Origin of the sequence: Sphingomonas telluris (genome assembly GCF_022568775.1) — a bacterium.
Classification (GTDB): Bacteria; Pseudomonadota; Alphaproteobacteria; order Sphingomonadales; family Sphingomonadaceae; genus Sphingomicrobium; species Sphingomicrobium telluris.
Genome location: NZ_JAKZHW010000001.1, coordinates 527,024 through 544,216, shown reverse-complemented (window position 1 = coordinate 544,216; position 17,193 = coordinate 527,024). Strand labels below are relative to the sequence as shown.

12 protein-coding genes and 1 pseudogene are annotated in these 17,193 nt (G+C 63.2%); 9 read left to right on the top strand and 4 right to left on the bottom strand.

The genetic code is table 11. The features are described 5' to 3' along the window. Positions 1 to 120: 120 nt before the first annotated feature. Positions 121 to 2,124: an EAL domain-containing protein gene (locus LZ016_RS02795; RefSeq protein WP_241445711.1), complete on the bottom strand. Its 2,004-nt coding sequence runs from the start codon at positions 2,122 to 2,124 to the stop codon at positions 121 to 123. A 155-nt stretch (positions 2,125 to 2,279) separates the two neighbouring features. Here LZ016_RS02795 and LZ016_RS02790 point away from each other — a divergent pair, with 155 nt between their 5' ends. Together LZ016_RS02790 and LZ016_RS02785 are read left to right on the top strand one after the other, a co-directional pair. Then, a complete protein-coding gene (locus LZ016_RS02790) occupies positions 2,280 to 3,581 on the top strand; it encodes an MFS transporter (protein ID WP_241445710.1) in 1,302 nt (433 codons plus the stop codon). After that, positions 3,578 to 4,252 (top strand): HAD family hydrolase, encoded by a 675-nt coding sequence (locus tag LZ016_RS02785; protein WP_241445709.1) that lies wholly within the window; start codon positions 3,578 to 3,580, stop codon positions 4,250 to 4,252. Before LZ016_RS02790 ends, LZ016_RS02785 begins: the two co-directional genes overlap by 4 nt. A 91-nt stretch (positions 4,253 to 4,343) precedes the next feature. On the opposite strand, the gene LZ016_RS02780 is transcribed toward LZ016_RS02785, so the two are convergent. From LZ016_RS02780 to LZ016_RS02770, 3 genes are all read right to left on the bottom strand, one after another. Then, the gene (locus LZ016_RS02780; protein ID WP_241445708.1) at positions 4,344 to 4,997 is read right to left on the bottom strand and encodes a PEPxxWA-CTERM sorting domain-containing protein; all 654 of its coding nucleotides are present in this window, start codon (positions 4,995 to 4,997) and stop codon (positions 4,344 to 4,346) included. Between the two features lie 287 nt (positions 4,998 to 5,284). Then, positions 5,285 to 6,538 (bottom strand): nucleotide sugar dehydrogenase, encoded by a 1,254-nt coding sequence (locus LZ016_RS02775; protein ID WP_366512907.1) that lies wholly within the window; start codon positions 6,536 to 6,538, stop codon positions 5,285 to 5,287. Positions 6,539 to 6,543: 5 nt separating this feature from the next. Next, a complete protein-coding gene (locus LZ016_RS02770; protein ID WP_241445706.1) occupies positions 6,544 to 7,917 on the bottom strand; it encodes a UDP-glucose dehydrogenase family protein in 1,374 nt (457 codons plus the stop codon). A gap of 236 nt (positions 7,918 to 8,153) precedes the next feature. Here LZ016_RS02770 and rimO point away from each other — a divergent pair, with 236 nt between their 5' ends. From rimO to LZ016_RS02735, 7 genes and pseudogenes are all read left to right on the top strand, one after another. Continuing rightward, a complete protein-coding gene (rimO, locus tag LZ016_RS02765; RefSeq protein WP_241445705.1) occupies positions 8,154 to 9,488 on the top strand; it encodes a 30S ribosomal protein S12 methylthiotransferase RimO in 1,335 nt (444 codons plus the stop codon). Between the two features lie 97 nt (positions 9,489 to 9,585). Next, a complete protein-coding gene (locus tag LZ016_RS02760; protein WP_241445703.1) occupies positions 9,586 to 10,029 on the top strand; it encodes a CHRD domain-containing protein in 444 nt (147 codons plus the stop codon). 82 nt (positions 10,030 to 10,111) lie between these two features. Beyond that, positions 10,112 to 11,740 carry a sodium/sugar symporter gene (locus tag LZ016_RS02755; RefSeq protein ID WP_241445701.1) on the top strand — a complete coding sequence of 543 codons (1,629 nt, stop codon included), beginning with the start codon at positions 10,112 to 10,114 and terminating at the stop codon, positions 11,738 to 11,740. Positions 11,741 to 12,408: 668 nt separating this feature from the next. Then, a pseudogene (locus LZ016_RS15800) lies at positions 12,409 to 12,525 on the top strand (PEPxxWA-CTERM sorting domain-containing protein); the annotation flags it as partial. Positions 12,526 to 12,644: 119 nt separating this feature from the next. After that, positions 12,645 to 14,231, top strand: a complete 1,587-nt coding sequence (locus LZ016_RS02745; protein ID WP_241445697.1) for a tetratricopeptide repeat-containing sulfotransferase family protein — start codon at positions 12,645 to 12,647, stop codon at positions 14,229 to 14,231. A 43-nt stretch (positions 14,232 to 14,274) separates the two neighbouring features. Next, positions 14,275 to 15,663, top strand: coding sequence for a serine hydrolase domain-containing protein (locus LZ016_RS02740; protein WP_241445695.1), 1,389 nt, complete (start codon positions 14,275 to 14,277; stop codon positions 15,661 to 15,663). Next, on the top strand, positions 15,660 to 17,060 hold the full coding sequence (locus LZ016_RS02735; protein ID WP_241445693.1) for a leucyl aminopeptidase family protein: 1,401 nt from the start codon (positions 15,660 to 15,662) through the stop codon (positions 17,058 to 17,060). The genes LZ016_RS02740 and LZ016_RS02735 overlap by 4 nt, the downstream gene beginning before the upstream one ends. Positions 17,061 to 17,193: the final 133 nt, after the last annotated feature.

Below are 17,193 nucleotides of genomic sequence, written 5' to 3'. Positions count from 1 at the left end.
CGCAATCATCGCCGTGTTCGTGTTCGCCTATGCCATCAATTTGGAGTTCTGAGCGCTCTTCGAAGCGGACGGCGTGACTATAGGCGACAGCTCGATCGCAGGGCGGCGCCCTAGCGGACGCTACTTCCCGCCGGCTTCCCCGCTCATGAGGTAGTTGGGCGTGACGACCTTGGACTGCTTCGGCGCGGGGTTTGCGGGCTGAAGCAGCTTCAGGTCGAACTTGTCCTTGAACTGCACCCCGAACTGAGTGCCCTTGGCCCAGCGAACGATGGCGGGGATCAGGCCGCCGGCCGCGAAGTCGAGTTGGATATCGGCGCCGACCTCCACCTCCTCGCGGCACTCGACCAGGGCGCCGCCGCTGGAAATGTTGCGGAGACGCGCGCCTTTGACCTGACCCTTGTGGTGAAGGAGCGCCGCGCGGATGATGCGGATCCGCGGCTCCCGCGCGGCATACTGGGCCTCGGGGCGCTCGACGGCGCCCTTCGCCGCAAGCTCGCGCGCTTCTTCGACAGGCATTGGTTTGCCGAAGAAATATCCTTGGACGAGTGAGCAGCCGAGGCTGCGGACGAGCATAAGTTCTTCCTGCGTTTCGACGCCTTCGGCGGTCGTCTGCATCTTCAGGTCCGAGGCCAGGCCGACCATGGCGCGGATTAGCACCGCGTTCCGGCTCGCCGGATCGGACGCGCCGCGGACGAAGCTCTGGTCGATCTTGATCTTGTCGAACGGAACGCGGAGCAGATAGCTAAGGCTCGAATAGCCCGTACCGAAGTCGTCCAGCGCCAGCTTGACGCCGATCGCCTTGAGAGCGTGGATCATGTCGTGGACGTGCTGGTCGTTGTTGAGCAGCACGCCCTCAGTAATCTCCAGCTCCAGCCGCGTCGCGTCCAGGTCGGCCTCGGCCAGTATGGCGCGGACGGTCGATGGCAAGGCGTGCGATTTGAATTGCACCGGCGACAAATTGACCGCGACCGAAATGTTGTGCGGCCATTTCGCTGCCTCGACGCAGGCAGTTCGCAGCACCCACTCGCCGATCTCGTTGATCAGGCCGATTTCCTCGGCCAGCGGAATGAATTGTGCGGGGCTAACCGGGCCGTGTTCCGGATGGTCCCAGCGGATAAGAGCTTCGAACCCCGTGACCGCCTCGGTCGAAGCGTCGACGCACGGCTGGAAGACCACACGCAGCTGCCCCTTCTCGAGCGCTACGCGAAGGTCGGATTCCATCCGCTGCCGTTCGCGTGCCGCCTCGTGCATCTCGGGCGCGAAGAAGCGGAAGCAGCCCTTGCCCGCGGCCTTGGCGGCGTAGAGCGCAAGGTCGGCGTCGCGCATCAGGTCGTCAGAGGTGCGGTCGTCATAGTCGGACGTGACGATACCGACCGAAGCGCCGATCGAGACCGCCGTACCGTTGATCGTGTAGGGCCGCGAAAGATTGTCGATGATCCCCTGCGCGAGCTTCGCGAGATCCTCCTTCGACGAAGTCGACGGAAGGACGACTTGGAATTCGTCGCCGCCGAGACGTCCCACCCGCCCCATCTTGCCGACCTCGTCGCGCAGGCGCAGCGACACCAGGCGCAGCAATGTATCTCCCGCTGGATGGCCGAGCGTATCGTTCACCGCCTTGAAGCGGTCGAGATCGAGCAGGAAGACTGAGCACAGATGCTTTCGCCGCGCGGCCCCCAACAGCGCATCGTCGAGCGCGCGCCGAAGCGCCTCGCGGTTGGCCAGACCCGTCAGGGAGTCCTGCCGAGCGAGACGGTCGAGTTCGACCTCGGACTGGCGGACTTTCGTCAGGTCCGACGCAAAGCCGCGATAGCCGAAAAAACGGCCAACCTCGTCGTGAACCGGGCGGCCGGAGATGGACCACCAGATTTCGTTCTTGGTCTTGGCCCGGACGATGAGGTCCTGAAACGCGACGTGGGACGACAAATAGAAGCCCAAAGTCCTTTCCGAAGTCGCGCTGCCGTCGGCGGTCTCCGTCGAAATCAGGTCGGTGAACGGTCGATCGATCAGGTCGGCTGCGTCTCGGCCGACGGCACGAGCAACGCTGTCGCTGATATAGGCGAGCGTTCCGTCACGGCCGGTCTCCCAGAACCAGCCCTTCTCGCTGTTCTCGAATTCCCGGATCAATCCCTCTGCTCGCGAGGATTGCGGACGCGCCTCTTCCTGCGAAGAGTTGCCTCCCGCCCTCAACAAGCTTCTGATGCTTCCCACTCAGCCTCCCAGTCGAGGAGGCAGACCTAGAACAATATGGTTTAAATTCCGTTAGGCCGCGGAGGTAAACAGTGACGCTAGAAGCAGTAAAAAACGAAGGGCTTGCCGGCGATGCACAGGTCTCTCGGGCTTCACTGGCGATCGCGGCCTTTTCGACCATCGTCGAATGGTACGATTTCACGCTCTACCTCTACTTCGCGACGGTGCTCGCACGTGTTTTTTTCGGGCCGGGGGAAGCATCGCTGCTGGTAACGCTCGGCGGGTTCGCCGTTGCCTATCTGATGCGACCGCTGGGCGCGGTTTTCTTCGGGCATATAGGTGATCGCAGCGGCCGGCGGCACATGCTGCTGGTCTCGGTCGCCCTTATGACCGCCGCAATGTTCGCAACGGCATTGCTGCCAACCTACGCGCAGGTCGGCTCCGCGGCCGGCGTCCTGTTGATCCTGTTGCGGTGCGTAATGGGTTTCTCGGTCGGTGGCGAATATACCGGTGTTGTCGCCTATTTGCTTGAAGGCGCTCCCGAAGGACGGCGGGGACTGATCGCTTCGTCGGCGTCAGCCGCGAGCGAGATCGGCGCTCTTCTGGCGGTCGGCATATCCGCGATCACGGTGGCGTCGATGAGCGAGGCGGACCTAGCGAACTGGGGATGGCGCATACCGTTCCTCGTCGGTGCCGCACTGGCGGGCAGCGTCTGGATCGCTCGCTCGGCGATGGAGGAATCGCCTGAGTTCCAGCGGCAGTTGGCCGAGCGGACGGTCCCCGACAGCCCGCTCCGCCACAGCATCGCCAACCATCGAGGCGGCATCGCCCGCGCCTTCGCGATCTCCTCGCTCGGGTCGATCACCTATTACGTCGGAATAACCTACGTGCCCGCCTTCCTGACGTCCGCAGGCTCGCGGACCGAGACCGCCTCGCTGTGGCTTTCGACCGCCGCGGCGGTGGTCGTCATCCTGGTGACGCCGCTCACGGGTATCCTGTCGGACCGAATAGGACGGAAGCGAATCCTCGTCGTGCTGGCAGTAGGGAGTGCCCTCCTCCCGGCGACGATGTTCGCCTTGATGGCCAGCGGATCACATGCGCAGGCGGCGGCCGGCGCGCTCGTCCTCGCCGCGCTGGCGGGTGGCGTCAGTGCGGTTGGTGCAGTGGCCACGGCGGAGCAATTCCCGGGGGAGGGACGGGTCACCGGCTTGGCTCTCGGGGCGACCATGGCGACGGCGATTTTCGGTGGGCTCACGCCCTATGTCGCCCAACTCCTCGTTCAGCGGACCGGATGGACGATGGCGCCCGGAGCAATGATCGCGCTCGTGAGTCTGTGTGTTTTGCCCATCTTCCTTCTCATGAAGGAAACTGCCCCGCGAAAGACCAGCGCATGACCACGGCCTTTCTGTTCGACCTCGACGGCACGCTTGTCGACAGTGTCTATCAGCACGTCCGGGCGTGGCACCTCGCGCTCCGGGACGAAGGTATCGACCTGTCCGTCTGGCGCATCCACCGCAAGATCGGGATGAGCGGGGGCCTGTTCACCAACCAGCTGCTGCGGGAGCTGGGCCGCGAGGTCGATCTGGAGACCATCGACCGCCTCCGCCTACGTCACGCCGAACATTATCTGTCGCTGTCTCACGAAGTGCGACCGCTGCCGGGCTCGGTCGAACTGCTGCAGACTCTCTCCGCGCTCGACTTGCCATGGGCGATCGGCACAAGCGGCCGGCTTGTGACGGCGGAGCCAAATGTGCGGAGCCTGGGTCTCGAGCCGGACGCCATTGCCCTTGTGACCCGCGACCAGGTGCAGTACGCGAAGCCGGATCCCGACCTTTTTGTGGAGGCCGCTCGTCGCGTCGATGCCACGACCGTCGGCTCCTACGTAATCGGGGACAGCATCTGGGACATGCTGGCGGCCGCTCGCTGCGGAGCGCTCGGAATCGGACTGCTTTCGGGCGGCTATGGTCGCGAGGAGCTTGAGCGCGCGGGCGCTCTCAGGGTCTACGACGATCCGGGGGACATGCTGGGGCACCTCGACGAAATCGCCCCTCGAACTCGAGACTGAATTCTAACGAAAGAGGCCGCATCCATCGCTGGATGCGGCCTCCTCAATCGGCCGGCAGCCCGAGGGACTGCTTCCCGAAACTCAGGCTGGCTTAGGCGAGCTGCGCCAGAGCCGGCTTGCGCGAACGACGCAGCGCGACGCCAGCCGCGCCAAAGCCGAAGAGCATCATCGCCCAGGTGCCCGGTTCCGGAAGAACCGTTGCACGAACGATGAAGTCGTCGTGGTTGTCGTCCTGCTGATTGATCTGGTCGTCATAGCCCAGATAGAAGACGTTGGTATTGAAACCGCTCGCGGCATTCGGACCCAGGAAGATGCCGAAGCCATCGTCGCCGATGGTCGCATCCGCACCCGGACCGGAGCTCGAGAAGTTCAGGAAGCTCCAGAGATTGCCGGCGAACAGTTGATCCGCACCAATCGTGATCGGAGCAGCAAAGTGGTTCTCACCCGGCGGAGCCGACGTTTCCGTGTAGGACAGGTTCGGCATCGCTCCCGTCGTATAGAACGTGTCGTCGAAGCCGCTCTCGGAGCCCAGGAATTCGAACAGAATCTGGGCGTCTTCATTGAGCGTGATCGTCGCCCCCGTGGTCGTAAACTGGGTCAGCCCGAGGCCGGCCAGATTGCCCGCGAAGTCGTTGTTACCCGGAACGGGGTTCGTCGAATTAAAGGTGATCGTAACATCCGCGTACGAGGGCGTCGCCATCGCTAGCGCTGAGATGCCAGCCAATGCGGTCAGCAGTTTCTTCATGTCGCTTCTCCCAACCAAGTCACCCGGCCGAAGCCGGCAACGGAAAGCGACACGCGATCTACGGAACGACGCCCTCCAACGCCCTAGCCCCGTTAATCGCCCGACCCCACCGAACGTAACTGCCCGCCGTCAACGAGCAGTCGGGGTCGCGGAACAAGGTTGATTGTTCCGAGTCGCGATCTGGTTAATATAGGGTAAATTTCGCAAAAATGAAACACGTGTTAATAAGTTTGTTATCCCGAAATGGGACAAACTTCGAGAAAGGGGGTAAATGACCCTTTCCGGGCTCAGAGCGACCAGCGGGTCAACGACGAACTGAATTCGCGATCGCGCCACATCCCCTTGATATCGGCAAGTAGGCCGCAGGGTTTCAGCAGCCTCTCGACCTGATCGGCAGTCAGCTCGCAGAAGGCTTCGTGCGGTACGGCACCGACGACCAGATCGTAGGGGCCGCCGTCGAGGACCTTCAGCTCCAGATCGTGTTCGCGCCGGAGTTCGTCCGGGTCGGCAAGCGGGTCCGACACGTCCACAGAATAACCAAGCTCGACCAAGCGTTCAACGACGTCGAAGCTGCGGCTGTTGCGCAGGTCAGGCACATTCTCCTTGAAGGTGACGCCGAGGACGAGAGCGCTCCCGGCCTGACCCCCGCGCCGCTCGTGCAGCCTGTCCGCGATCCAGGCGCCCATGCCGTCGTTGGTGCCGCGTCCGGCCAGGATCACCTGCGGATCATGGCCCAGCTGCTGAGCGAGATGGCTGAGGTAATAGGGGTCAACGCCGATGCAGTGTCCACCGACGAGTCCGGGCTCGAACGGCAGGAAGTTCCACTTCGTCCTGGACGCCGCGAGCACATCCCAGATGGACACGCCAATCTTCGAAAAGATCTGCGTGACTTCGTTCATGAAGGCGATGTTGATATCGCGCTGGGCGTTCTCAATCGCCTTCGCCGCCTCGGCCGCCTTGATGGACGCTGCGCGGAAGACGCCGCCGCTGGTCACGGAGCCGTAGATCGTCGCGAGCTGGTCGAGAACTTCCTCGTCTTCGCCGGCGATGACCTTGGTGATCTTGTCGATCGAATGGGCGCGGTCGCCGGGATTGATCCGTTCAGGACTGTAGCCGAGCCGGAAATCCCGTCCGCGGGTCAGTCCGGAGAGTCGCTCGATCTCCGGACCGCAGACGTCCTCGGTCACGCCGGGATAAACGGTGCTTTCGTAGACCACTGTCGGCCGAAGCGCAGGATCGATGGACTCCGCGACGACGCGCGTCGCGGCCAGGACGGCGGTGAGGTCGGGCCGGTTCTCCTGGTCGACCGGCGTGGGCACCGTGACGATGTAAACGTCGGCACCGGCGCAATCCCCGGGATTATGCGTCAGCTTGAGACGCGACGCCGCCAGGACGTCCGCACCGATCTCCCGCGTGCGGTCATAATCCTCGCGCAACTCACCGATGCGGTTCGGGTCGATGTCGAAGCCAAGCACCTCGAATTTCCGGGCGAGCGCCACGGCGAGGGGCAGCCCGACATAGCCGAGCCCGACGACGACGATTCGCGTCAGCGAGCCACCTTGACGTCGTCAGATCCGTTTTTGACCAGCTTCAGGTGTGCGCCGTTGCCGCCGATGCGTCCGCGGCCAAGTCCCGAATAGTCGAAGCCAGCCTCTTCGGCCTCGGCCCGGTCGTAGACGTTGCGAAGGTCGACGAGCACGTTGCCCTTCATCGTCCGCGCAATGCGCTCGAGGTCGATCGCACGGAACTCGTCCCACTCGGTGACGACGACCAACGCATCGGCATCCTTGGCCGCCGCGTACGCGTCGTTGGTGAACTCGACTTCCGGCATGAGATCCTTGGCATGGCCCATCGCCGCCGGGTCAAAGGCCGCGACCGTCGCACCCTGATCCTGAAGCCCCTTCACGAGCGGGATCGAAGGCGCATCGCGCATGTCGTCGGTGTTCGGCTTGAAGGCGACGCCGAGCACAGCGACGCGCTTGCCCTTGAGGTCCCCGCCCAACGCGTGGAGCACGCGCTCATGCATGGTGGCCTTGCGCTCGTCGTTGACCTCCACGACCGTCTTGACGATCCGCTGCTCGACGCCGGCGGCGTTCGCGGTCTGCAGGAGCGCGAGCGTGTCCTTCGGAAAGCAGCTTCCGCCATATCCCGGACCGGGGTGAAGAAACTTGGGCCCGATGCGATTGTCGAGACCGATGCCGCGCGCGACTTCCTGCACGTCGGCATCCACCGCCTCGCACAGGTTCGCGATCTCGTTGATGAAGCTGATCTTCACCGCCAGGAAGGCGTTCGCCGCATATTTCGTCAGCTCGGCCGTGCGGCGGCCTGTGAACAGGATCGGCGCCTTGTTGAGGAACAAGGGGCGATAGATCTCGCGGAGCACCTGGCGGGCGCTTTCATCCTCGGCACCGACAACGATGCGGTCGGGATGCTTGAAGTCGGCGATGGCCGCGCCTTCGCGCAGGAATTCCGGGTTCGATGCCACGCTGGTACCAGCGGGTGCGCCTTCCTTCTTAAAAAGCTCGGTGATGCGGTCGCCCGTGCCCACGGGAACGGTCGACTTGGTGACCACGACGGCCGGGCCCTTCAGCGCATGCGCCAGTTCCTTCACCGCGTCGAAGACGAATGTCAGGTCGGCGTGGCCGTCGCCGCGTCGAGCCGGCGTTCCTACCGCGATGAACACCGCTTCCGCACCGTCGACACCTTCGGCCAGGTTGGTGGTGAAGTTCAGGCGCCCGCGCTCGACGTTCGACTTGACCAGAGCTTCGAGCCCCGGCTCCCAGATCGGCATGACCCCCTGCTTCAGGCGATCGATCTTGCCGGCATCCTTGTCGACGCAGACGACCTCGTGACCGAAATCGGCAAAGCAGGCTCCCGAAACGAGGCCCACATATCCGGTGCCGATCATCGCGATGCGCATTCTTTACTCCTGTTGCGAGGGGATGGGCCTCTTAGGCGGCAGTCGAACGCATTGCCAGCGGCGGTGGCGGACTGTCCCTAAGTTGCACTCGAATAATGACTTACGGGGTTTTTATGACAGGTGAGACCGAGATTGGCTAAGTCTTATTCACTCCATCTTTCTGGCGCGCTGCAGCCTAGGTTCATCTGAAAGCCTCGATTTCGCCTGAAAGTTCGGTTAAGGGCGCCGCCTTCCCGATGGAAACGAAAACTCTGCCTCGACCCCCACGCGTGGGCCTGGTGTCGCTTGGCTGTCCCAAGGCGTTGGTGGACAGCGAGCGGATCATCACCAAGCTGCGCGCCGACGGATACCAGATGTCCCCCGATTATGCGGGTGCGGACGTCGTGCTCGTGAACACCTGCGGCTTCCTCGATTCCGCGAAGGAAGAGAGCCTGGAGGCGATCGGCGAGGCCATCGCGGAGAACGGGCGCGTGGTCGTCACCGGCTGCATGGGCAATGAGGCGGAGGTCATCCGCCAGCGCTTTCCCGACGTACTCGCGGTCACGGGCCCGCAGCAGTACGAGGAAGTGGTCTCGGCGGTGCACGATGCGGCGCCGGCCGCGACATCGCCCTATCTCGACCTGGTGCCGGAAGCGGGCCTCAAGCTCACCCCGCGCCACTACAGCTATCTGAAGATCTCGGAGGGCTGCAATCACCGCTGCAGCTTCTGCATCATCCCGAGCATCCGCGGCGACCTCGTCAGCCGCCGTCCCGACGCGATCCTTCGCGAGGCGGAGAAGCTTGTCGAGGCCGGAACGCGCGAGCTCCTAGTCATCAGCCAGGACACGTCGGCCTACGGCGTCGACATCCGCCACCAGCCGCGCATGTGGAAGGGCGAAGACGTCCGCGCTCACATGACGGACCTGTCCCGGGAGCTCGGCAAGCTCGGCGCCTGGGTGCGCCTACATTACGTCTACCCTTACCCGCACGTCGACCATGTCATCCCGCTGATGGCAGAGGGCCTTGTGCTCCCTTACCTCGACATCCCGTTCCAGCATGCGAGCCCGAAGGTTCTGCGCTCGATGAAGCGGCCGGCCAACGAGGCCAAGGTGCTCGAGCGGCTTAAGAACTGGCGTTCGATCGTGCCGGACATGGCCGTGCGCTCCTCCTTCGTCGTCGGCTTTCCCGGCGAGGCGGAGGAAGACTTCCAATACCTGCTCAACTGGCTGGAAGAAGCGCAGCTCGACCGTGTCGGTGCGTTCAAGTTCGAGCCGGTTTCAGGCGCGGCTGCGAACGCTCTCCCCGACCCTGTTCCCGAAGAGGTGAAGCAGGAGCGGTACGAGCGCGTGATGGAATTGTCCGCGCGCATCTCGGCCGAGAAGCTCGCGGCGAAGGTCGGCCGCACGCTCGACGTGCTCATCGACAATGTCGACGCGGAGACGGGCGGAGCGACCGGACGATCCAAGGCGGACGCTCCGGAAATCGACGGCGAAGTCCACCTCCGTGACGCAGGCCATCTCGCGCCAGGCGACATCGTCAGCGTCCGCGTCGAGGAGAGCGACGAGCACGACCTTTTCGGCGTTCCCGCCTGATCGAACCACAATCCGTCGCGCTCACAGGCGAAGGACAGGAACTTGCCAACGATAGAGTCTGTTCGCCTGCCTGAGCCCCGGGGCAGGAGAAACTGCCGTGCGTCCAGACTATCGCGTTGCGTTTGCATTGGCGGGAGCCACGCTGCTCGCCGCCTCCACATCTAATGAAGAGACGCTGACCGTCCCGCTGAGCGGTCAGGCCGAGTTGAACTTCGCACATCCCTTTGGAAGCACCGGAGATCTTGACGGCTCGGGCCTCGTGAAGCTCGCCATTGCGCCGGCGCAGCGGAAGGTCTGCTACGACTTCAGCCTGTCTGACGTGGGGACGCCGATGATGGTGCACATCCGGCAGGCGAAGGCTTTGCAGAACGGCCCGCCGATCGTCTCGCTGTTCACCGGTCCGGGCGGCGAACTCGATGGCTGCGCTCCAGCAAACACCCGTCAGCTGGAGGACATGATCGCCCATCCCGACGACTATTATGTGAGCATCGCGACGACCGAATATCCGGACGGAGCGCTGCGCGGCCAACTCGCGAGCTAGAGCGCGAATTCCTCGTCATGGACAGCGGCGCGCCAGCGGCTAATCTGCCGCTGCGCTTCGTCGCGCGGGGGGAGAGACGGCTTTGAGCCTTTCAACGATCGATGTCATTGTCGTGATCGCCTACGCGATCGGTATTTTCACTCTCGCCCAATGGGTTAGCCGCGAGAAGGCCGGACACAGCAAGGACACGAGCGACTATTTCCTCGCGTCGAAGAACCTTCCCTGGTGGGCGATCGGCGCGTCCCTCATCGCCGCCAATATCTCCGCGGAGCAGATCGTCGGAATGTCGGGCTCCGGCTATGCCATCGGCCTCGCGATCGCGAGCTACGAGTGGATGGCAGCCCTGACCTTGCTGATCGTCGGCAAGTTCTTCCTGCCGATCTTCCTCCAGAACCACATCTACACGATGCCGCAGTTCCTGGCGCGGCGGTACGGGCGCCTGCTGCCAATCATCATGGCCATCTTCTGGCTGGCTCTCTACGTCTTCGTGAACCTGACTTCGATCATTTGGCTCGGCTCGATCGCGGTCACCAAGGTTGCCGGCATCAACCAGGACGTCGCGCTGGTGATACTCGGGGCCTTCGCGTTGCTCTACCAGCTCAAGGGCGGCCTGAAGGCCGTGGCGCTAACTGATATCGTTCAGGTGACGCTTCTTGTGCTCGGCGGCCTCGTCGTAGCCTTCCTGACCTTGAGCCAGATCGGCGGCGACGCCGGCTTTATCGGCGGGTTCCAGAAGCTGACCGCCGCCGCCCCAGATCACTTCCACATGATCCTCGAAAAGGGCGATCCGCATTACATCGACCTACCCGGGCTTTCGGTGCTGATCGGCGGCATGTGGATCGCGAACCTGAGCTATTGGGGCTTTAACCAGTACATCATCCAGCGCGCCCTTGCGGCGAAGAGTCTGGACGAGGCGCAGCGCGGCGTCCTGTTCGCGGCCTTCCTGAAGCTGCTGATGCCGCTGATCATCGTGCTTCCAGGCATCGCCGCAGTGATGCTGGCGCCCGGCTTGCCGAAGCCCGACGAAGCCTATCCGACGATGATGCGGCTGCTGCCGCCGGGCCTGCTCGGGCTCGTCTTCGCGGCGCTGGTCGCGGCGATCATCGCGTCGACGGCCTCCAAGATCAATTCGATCGCGACCATCTTCACCCTTGACCTCTACGCCAAGTTCCGCGGCGACCGGACGAAGGCGGAAGACGACCAGGGCGACCGCGGTGAGGAAGAGCGCCTCGTTCTCGTCGGACGCGTCACCGCCGTCGTCGCCATCCTCATCGCCGTCATCGCCGCACGACCGCTCGTCGGCGCGTCAGAGCAGGCCTTCCAGTTCATCCAGGAATTCACCGGCTTCTTCACGCCGGGCATCACGGTCATCTTCCTGCTGGGCCTGTTTTGGAAGCGAGCGACCGAGGCCGGCGCGATCGTCGCGGCAGTAACGTCGGTCCTGCTGTCGACGGTCATGAAATATGCCCTGCCCTCGCCCGCCCTCTCGCAGGCCGCAAACGACTATCTGACGCCGTTCATGAACCGCATGGGCGTCGTCTTCATCGTCTCGCTGCTGCTAGCGGTAATCGTCTCGCTGGTGACCAAGCAGCGCGCCGGGACGGACACGATCGACATGAGCGATGTGAGGTACAGCACGCGCGCCGGATTCAACGTTGGCGCGCTGGCGGTGATCCTCATCCTGATCGCGCTGTACGCGACTTGGTGGTGAGCGCGCTCCTGGCGAACGCCGGTCTAACCGAGCTCGCTGATCCATGTCCCAGTATGGGACATATAATCTCAATTGTTATTATATTGAGTGCGACGGGCTTTTAGTTAACAATACGTTAATGTCTCGGCCGAGTCGCTACGGCCTTCGTCGCGTCCCTGCCCAGGCATGCTCCTTTCGGGGAAAGAAGGAGAAGCCCTATGTCGCGTGTACGTAAATCGAGGGCGCTGGCGTGGTGTGCAGCCTCAGCGCTCGCCATGGCATCTGTCACCTCAGTAGCGAATGCACACTTGGTACAATTCGGTTGGCAAGAAACAGCCTCAGGGACGGTTCTCTGGGGTGAGCACTGGCACGGCGATCTTTCGTCTCCCTACACGGCGAACGGCGGCATCCACATCACCGATGTGAACACGATGCAGTCGATAACCGCCCAGTGGTCGGGCGTATTGAACAACACTCCGGTTGGCAGTCTTGGCCTTACGGGATCGCAATGTGATCCGGTGAATGCGGGCTGCAATACTTACAACGACTGGATGTTCACGGTTCCGGTCCCCCTTGGAAACGGCACCTATGATTTTTTCACAGGTCCGGAATGCTGCATCGACACGATGGGCGACGCGGTAAGGGTCGTCATCACCGGCATCACGACACAGCCGCCGGGAATCGGCGACGGAGCCGTACCGGAACCGTCGACTTGGGCGATGATGCTGATCGGCTTCGGCGCGATCGGTTACGCGATGCGACGCAGGCGTTTCCTGCACGCAAAGCCCATTCCGCAACTGACCTGACTCTACCCCCGAAGTCAGTCATGAACTGCCGCCGGCGAACGCTGGCGGCATTTCATTTCGGCGCTTGACTTCGCCTGCCCTTGGTCGAGCCTGCTATCGATCGAACGCGAGCCAGGACCATGCCAGATCCGCTGTTCAGCCTCTCCGGTGCATTCGGGACCGGTCCCAACCGTGAACTCGAACTCAGAGCGCAGCTTGCACAGGATCCGGCAGACATTGCAGCAGCACGGGAACTCGCGGATTTGCTGGCTCAGCAAGGACGCGCCGCCGAAGCAATCGACCTTCTCGAGCGAGCTCTCGATCGTTGCCCGGACGACCAGAAGGCGCGTGCCACGTTGGCCGCATTACTCCTGCACAGCGGCAACTTCGAACGGGCGCTCAAGCAGTTCAAACAGCTTCGCCCTCCTCTTCGAACCTCATTTGAGACCCAGACCAGCGAGGCCGGTGCGCTCGGAATGCTCGGGCGCCATGCCGAGCAGGTCGAGATTTACAGGAAGCTTTTGCGGCAACATCCGAACGACCCGCGTCTGTGGGAGCGGCTCGGAAATGCGCTCAAATATCTCGGACGGACTGCGGAGGCCGTTCGAGCTTTCCAACGCTCCGTAAAGATCGACGCGTCGTACGGCGAAGGCTGGTGGGCGCTCGCAAACGTGAAGACGTTCCGCTTCGGCGCTGATGATGTGACTGCGATGCGCAAGGCCCTCGCCGGCACTGCACATCCCCTTCATACGGCGCAGCTGAACTACGCGCTGGGCAAGGCCCTGGAGGATCAGGGCGAGTTCGAGGAGTCCTTTCGGCATTACGCGGAAGGAAATCGGATCAAGGCGACCGAGTTCTCCCCCGAACAAATGACCACGGCGCGCTTGACTGACTATGTGGACAGCGCAATCGCAACGTTCGACGCGGCCCTCCTGAGCAGAGCGTCACGCACCGGCGACGATGGAAACCATCCCATTTTCGTGGTTGGCCTTCAGCGCTCGGGCTCCACCTTGGTCGAGCAAATTCTTGCCAGCCATTCGAGCATCGAGGGGCTCGCAGAACCGGACGCCATGTTGCACGTGTGGACTGACCTTGAGTCCGCTGCAGCCAAGTCGGGAAAGACGGTGTGGAAGACAATCGGCGACCTGACGCCGGCTGGTCTTGATGCGATCGCGGCGGAGTATCTCCAGCGCATCGCCCCGTTCCGCAAGGAACGCTGTCCGTTCTTCGTCGACAAGCGGCCGGCGAACTGGATGTATGTCGGCCTCATCCGTCTGGTCCTGCCGAATGCGAAGATCGTCGATGCGCGCCGGCACCCGATGGCATCCGGCTTCTCGAACTTCAAACAATGCTATGCGGGAAACGCGTTTCCGTTCTCGTACAATCTGTCGAGCATCGGTCGATACTACGCCGAATATGTTCGACTGATGCGGCATTTCGACGCGCTTCAGCCGGGCGCGATCCATCATGTTCTCAACGAAGAACTGATCGAAGATCCAGAAGGGCAGATCCGAAGACTGCTGGATTATGTGGGTGTGCCGTTCGAGCCGGCATGCCTGGAATTTCACCGGACGAAGCGCGCGGTAACCACGGCGAGCGCAGAGCAGGTTCGAACGCCGCTGAACCGGCAAGGAGTCGACCAATGGCGCAACTTCGATCCCTGGTTGGGAGAACTGCGCGACGCATTGGGACCGACGCTCAGCGATTGGGACGAGATCCCGCGATAGGCGGCTCTCTCGACAGCAGCGGGAGCGGCGTTACGGTAGAGGCATGCTTCGCCACGTAACCGCGCTATTCGCGCTCGTCGCCGCTCCCGCGTTCGCCCAACCCCTCAGCCAGTCCGACGTTGCCCAGATCGACAAGGCGGTCGCCAAGGCGCTCGCGGAAACGTCCGTACCGTCCGCGTCGATCGCAGTCGTCCGTGACGGGAAGATCGTGCTGACAAAGGCCTATGGGAAGGCGTCGGAGATGCTGAGCGCGCGGCCCGATCTGCCCTACCAAATCGCGTCCAATTCCAAGCAGTTCACGGCGATGGCGATCCTGCTGCTCGAGGACGAGGGCAAGCTGAAGCTCGACGATCCGGTGTCTAAGTGGATCCCGGGGATCACCGACGGCGACAAGATCACCATCCGCCAGCTGCTGAGCCACACGTCGGGCCTGCAGGACTTCTGGCCGCAGGATTACAGCTTCGCTGCCATGGCCAAGCCGACGAAGCCGAAAGGCATCGTCGATGGCTGGGCCCACAAGCCACTCGACTTCCGGCCCGGTGACCAGTGGCAATATTCGAACACCGGCTACGTCGTTGCCGGTATGATCGCTGAGAAGGCCGCCGGCGAGCCGCTGATGACCTATCTCAAACGCAAGATCTTCGATCCCCTCGGAATGAAAAGCGTTCGCGACCTCGACGAGACGAACGGCCCAGCATTCCCGCACGGCTATGGCCGCTACGCGCTCGGCCCGGTGCGGCAGGTCACTCCGCCCGCCGACGGCTGGTTGTGGGCGGCGGGCGAGCTGTCGATGACCGCCGAGGATCTGGCGAAGTGGGACATCGCCCGGCTCGACCGCACGCTCGTTCCCGCGGAGGATTGGACGACGCAGGAAACGACGATCAAGCTCAACGACGGCAAGGACAGCGGCTACGGTCTCGGCGTGTTCGTCCGCGATGGAGAGCGCAAGGCGATCACGCACGGCGGCGAGGCTGTCGGATTCCTGTCCACGAACAACGTCTATCCGGCGGAGCGTGCGGCCATCGTCGTACTGACCAACAGCTGGTCCGGCGACGCTCATTCGCGCATCGCTCGCGACATTGCCAAGATCGTGCTGCCCCCGGTGCAGTCCGACGCGACCACGCAGGCGCAGGCCGCTCGCGCGCGGTCGGTTTTCGATGCCCTGAGGGCCGGAAGACTCGACCGCTCACAACTGACGGAGAACGCGAACTATTATTTCACCCAGCAGGCGATTGCCGACTATCAGTCGAGCCTTGCGCCGCTCGGCAATCCGATTGCGTTCGAGCCTGCCGGCAAGCCCATCCTGCGCGGCGGCTTCGTCATCCAGGGCTACACGATCAAATTTCCCACCCGGATGCTGGAGCTCTCGACCTTCTACGAGCCGGGGTCCAATGGGCGCATCGAACAATTCCTGGTGACGCCCGGCGAATGACCGACTTCGCTTCGCTACTTGTGCCCGATCGCGGGAAGAAGGCGCACGCCATCCACCTCGTCGACAAGACGAGTTTCGAGACATGGGTGAAGGGGCGGCCAGCCGGCGACCGAGCACTGCTCAAGGCGCATCGCTTCGACGGGAAGACCGGGTTCGCCTTCGTAATCCTTCCGCATGGCTCGGACGAGTTCGAAGTGGTCAGCGCGGTCGCGGATGCCAAGTCGCTTTCGCCCTGGTGCCTGGCGAAGCTTGCCGAGCGCCTGCCCGAAGGCAGCTATCGCCTCGCGGAAGGTGAGCCCGGGCAAGCCGCGCTCGGCTGGCTGCTCGCGCAGCACCGCTTCGATCCCTATCGGTCGAAGAAGGATGAGGCCGAAACGGGGCCGCGCGTGCTCGTCACGGGCGAACCGGCGCGGATCGAACCCACCGTCCGACTGGCCGAGGCCACCGCCCTTGTACGCGACCTCGTCAACACGCCGGCGCTCGATCTTGGGCCTGCTGAACTCGAAAAGGCTGCGCGAGAGCTTGCCGAACGTACCGGCGCGGAAATCCGCATCACCGCGGGCGACGAGCTGGAGACCGGCTATCCGCTGATCACGGCCGTCGGCGGCGCTGCGACCCGCGAGCGCGCTCCTCGCCTCATCGAGCTCGAATGGGGTGACGCGAAGAACCCGCGCATCGCTGTCATCGGCAAGGGCGTCTGCTTCGACAGCGGCGGTCTCGATCTTAAGCCGGCGAGCGGCATGCGGCTGATGAAGAAGGACATGGGCGGCGCTGCGCACGCAATGGCGCTCGCGGGCCTGATCATCGGAGAGAGGCTGCCGGTACGCCTGCATTTGCTCATCACGGCCGTGGAAAATGCGGTTTCGGGAAGCGCCGTGCGCCCGGGCGATATCGTCCGGTCGCGCCAGGGCCTGAACGTCGAAATCGACAATACCGACGCGGAAGGTCGCCTCATCCTAGCGGACGCGCTCGCCAAGGCGGGTGAGAGCAAGCCGGAACTGATCGTCGACTTCGCGACCCTGACCGGCGCGGCCCGGGTCGCGCTCGGCCCCGATCTCCCCGCCCTTTTCTCAAACGATGACTGCCTCGCCGAGGACATCCTTTCCGAAGGCAAGACGATCGTCGACCCCGCCTGGCGGATGCCGATCTGGGAAGCCTACGACGAAATGCTCAAGAGCGACATCGCCGACCTCGTCAACGCTTCGAACTCACCTATGGCCGGAGCGGTGGTCGCAGCCATGTTCCTCAAGCGCTTCGTGCCCGCGGACACCGCATGGGCGCACTTCGACACGTACGCATGGCGCGACAGTGCTAAACCGGGACGTCCGAAGGGCGGCGAAGCTCTTGGTTTGAGAGCCGTTTTTGCTGCGCTTGCGAAGAGGTACGACCGGACCTGAAAAGGGGTTCCATCGGAATTAGAAGCATATTTCGCCGATTGTTTCGGCTCCGAACTGCAACATTTCTCGTTCTTGCCGGTTTACTTCCCGGTCACGCGACGGACGGGAGATGGTGCCGCAATGGGCGACGAAT

What these genes read in the sequence shown, in the direction of transcription:
- LZ016_RS02785 (WP_241445709.1), top strand. Translation starts at nt 3,578, where the DNA reads ATGACCACGGCCTTTCTGTTCGACCTCGACGGCACGCTTGTCGACAGT.
- LZ016_RS02780 (WP_241445708.1), bottom strand. Translation starts at nt 4,997, where the DNA reads ATGAAGAAACTGCTGACCGCATTGGCTGGCATCTCAGCGCTAGCGATG.
- LZ016_RS02770 (WP_241445706.1), bottom strand. Translation starts at nt 7,917, where the DNA reads ATGCGCATCGCGATGATCGGCACCGGATATGTGGGCCTCGTTTCGGGA.
- rimO (WP_241445705.1), top strand. Translation starts at nt 8,154, where the DNA reads ATGGAAACGAAAACTCTGCCTCGACCCCCACGCGTGGGCCTGGTGTCG.
- LZ016_RS02745 (WP_241445697.1), top strand. Translation starts at nt 12,645, where the DNA reads ATGCCAGATCCGCTGTTCAGCCTCTCCGGTGCATTCGGGACCGGTCCC.
- LZ016_RS02740 (WP_241445695.1), top strand. Translation starts at nt 14,275, where the DNA reads ATGCTTCGCCACGTAACCGCGCTATTCGCGCTCGTCGCCGCTCCCGCG.
- LZ016_RS02735 (WP_241445693.1), top strand. Translation starts at nt 15,660, where the DNA reads ATGACCGACTTCGCTTCGCTACTTGTGCCCGATCGCGGGAAGAAGGCG.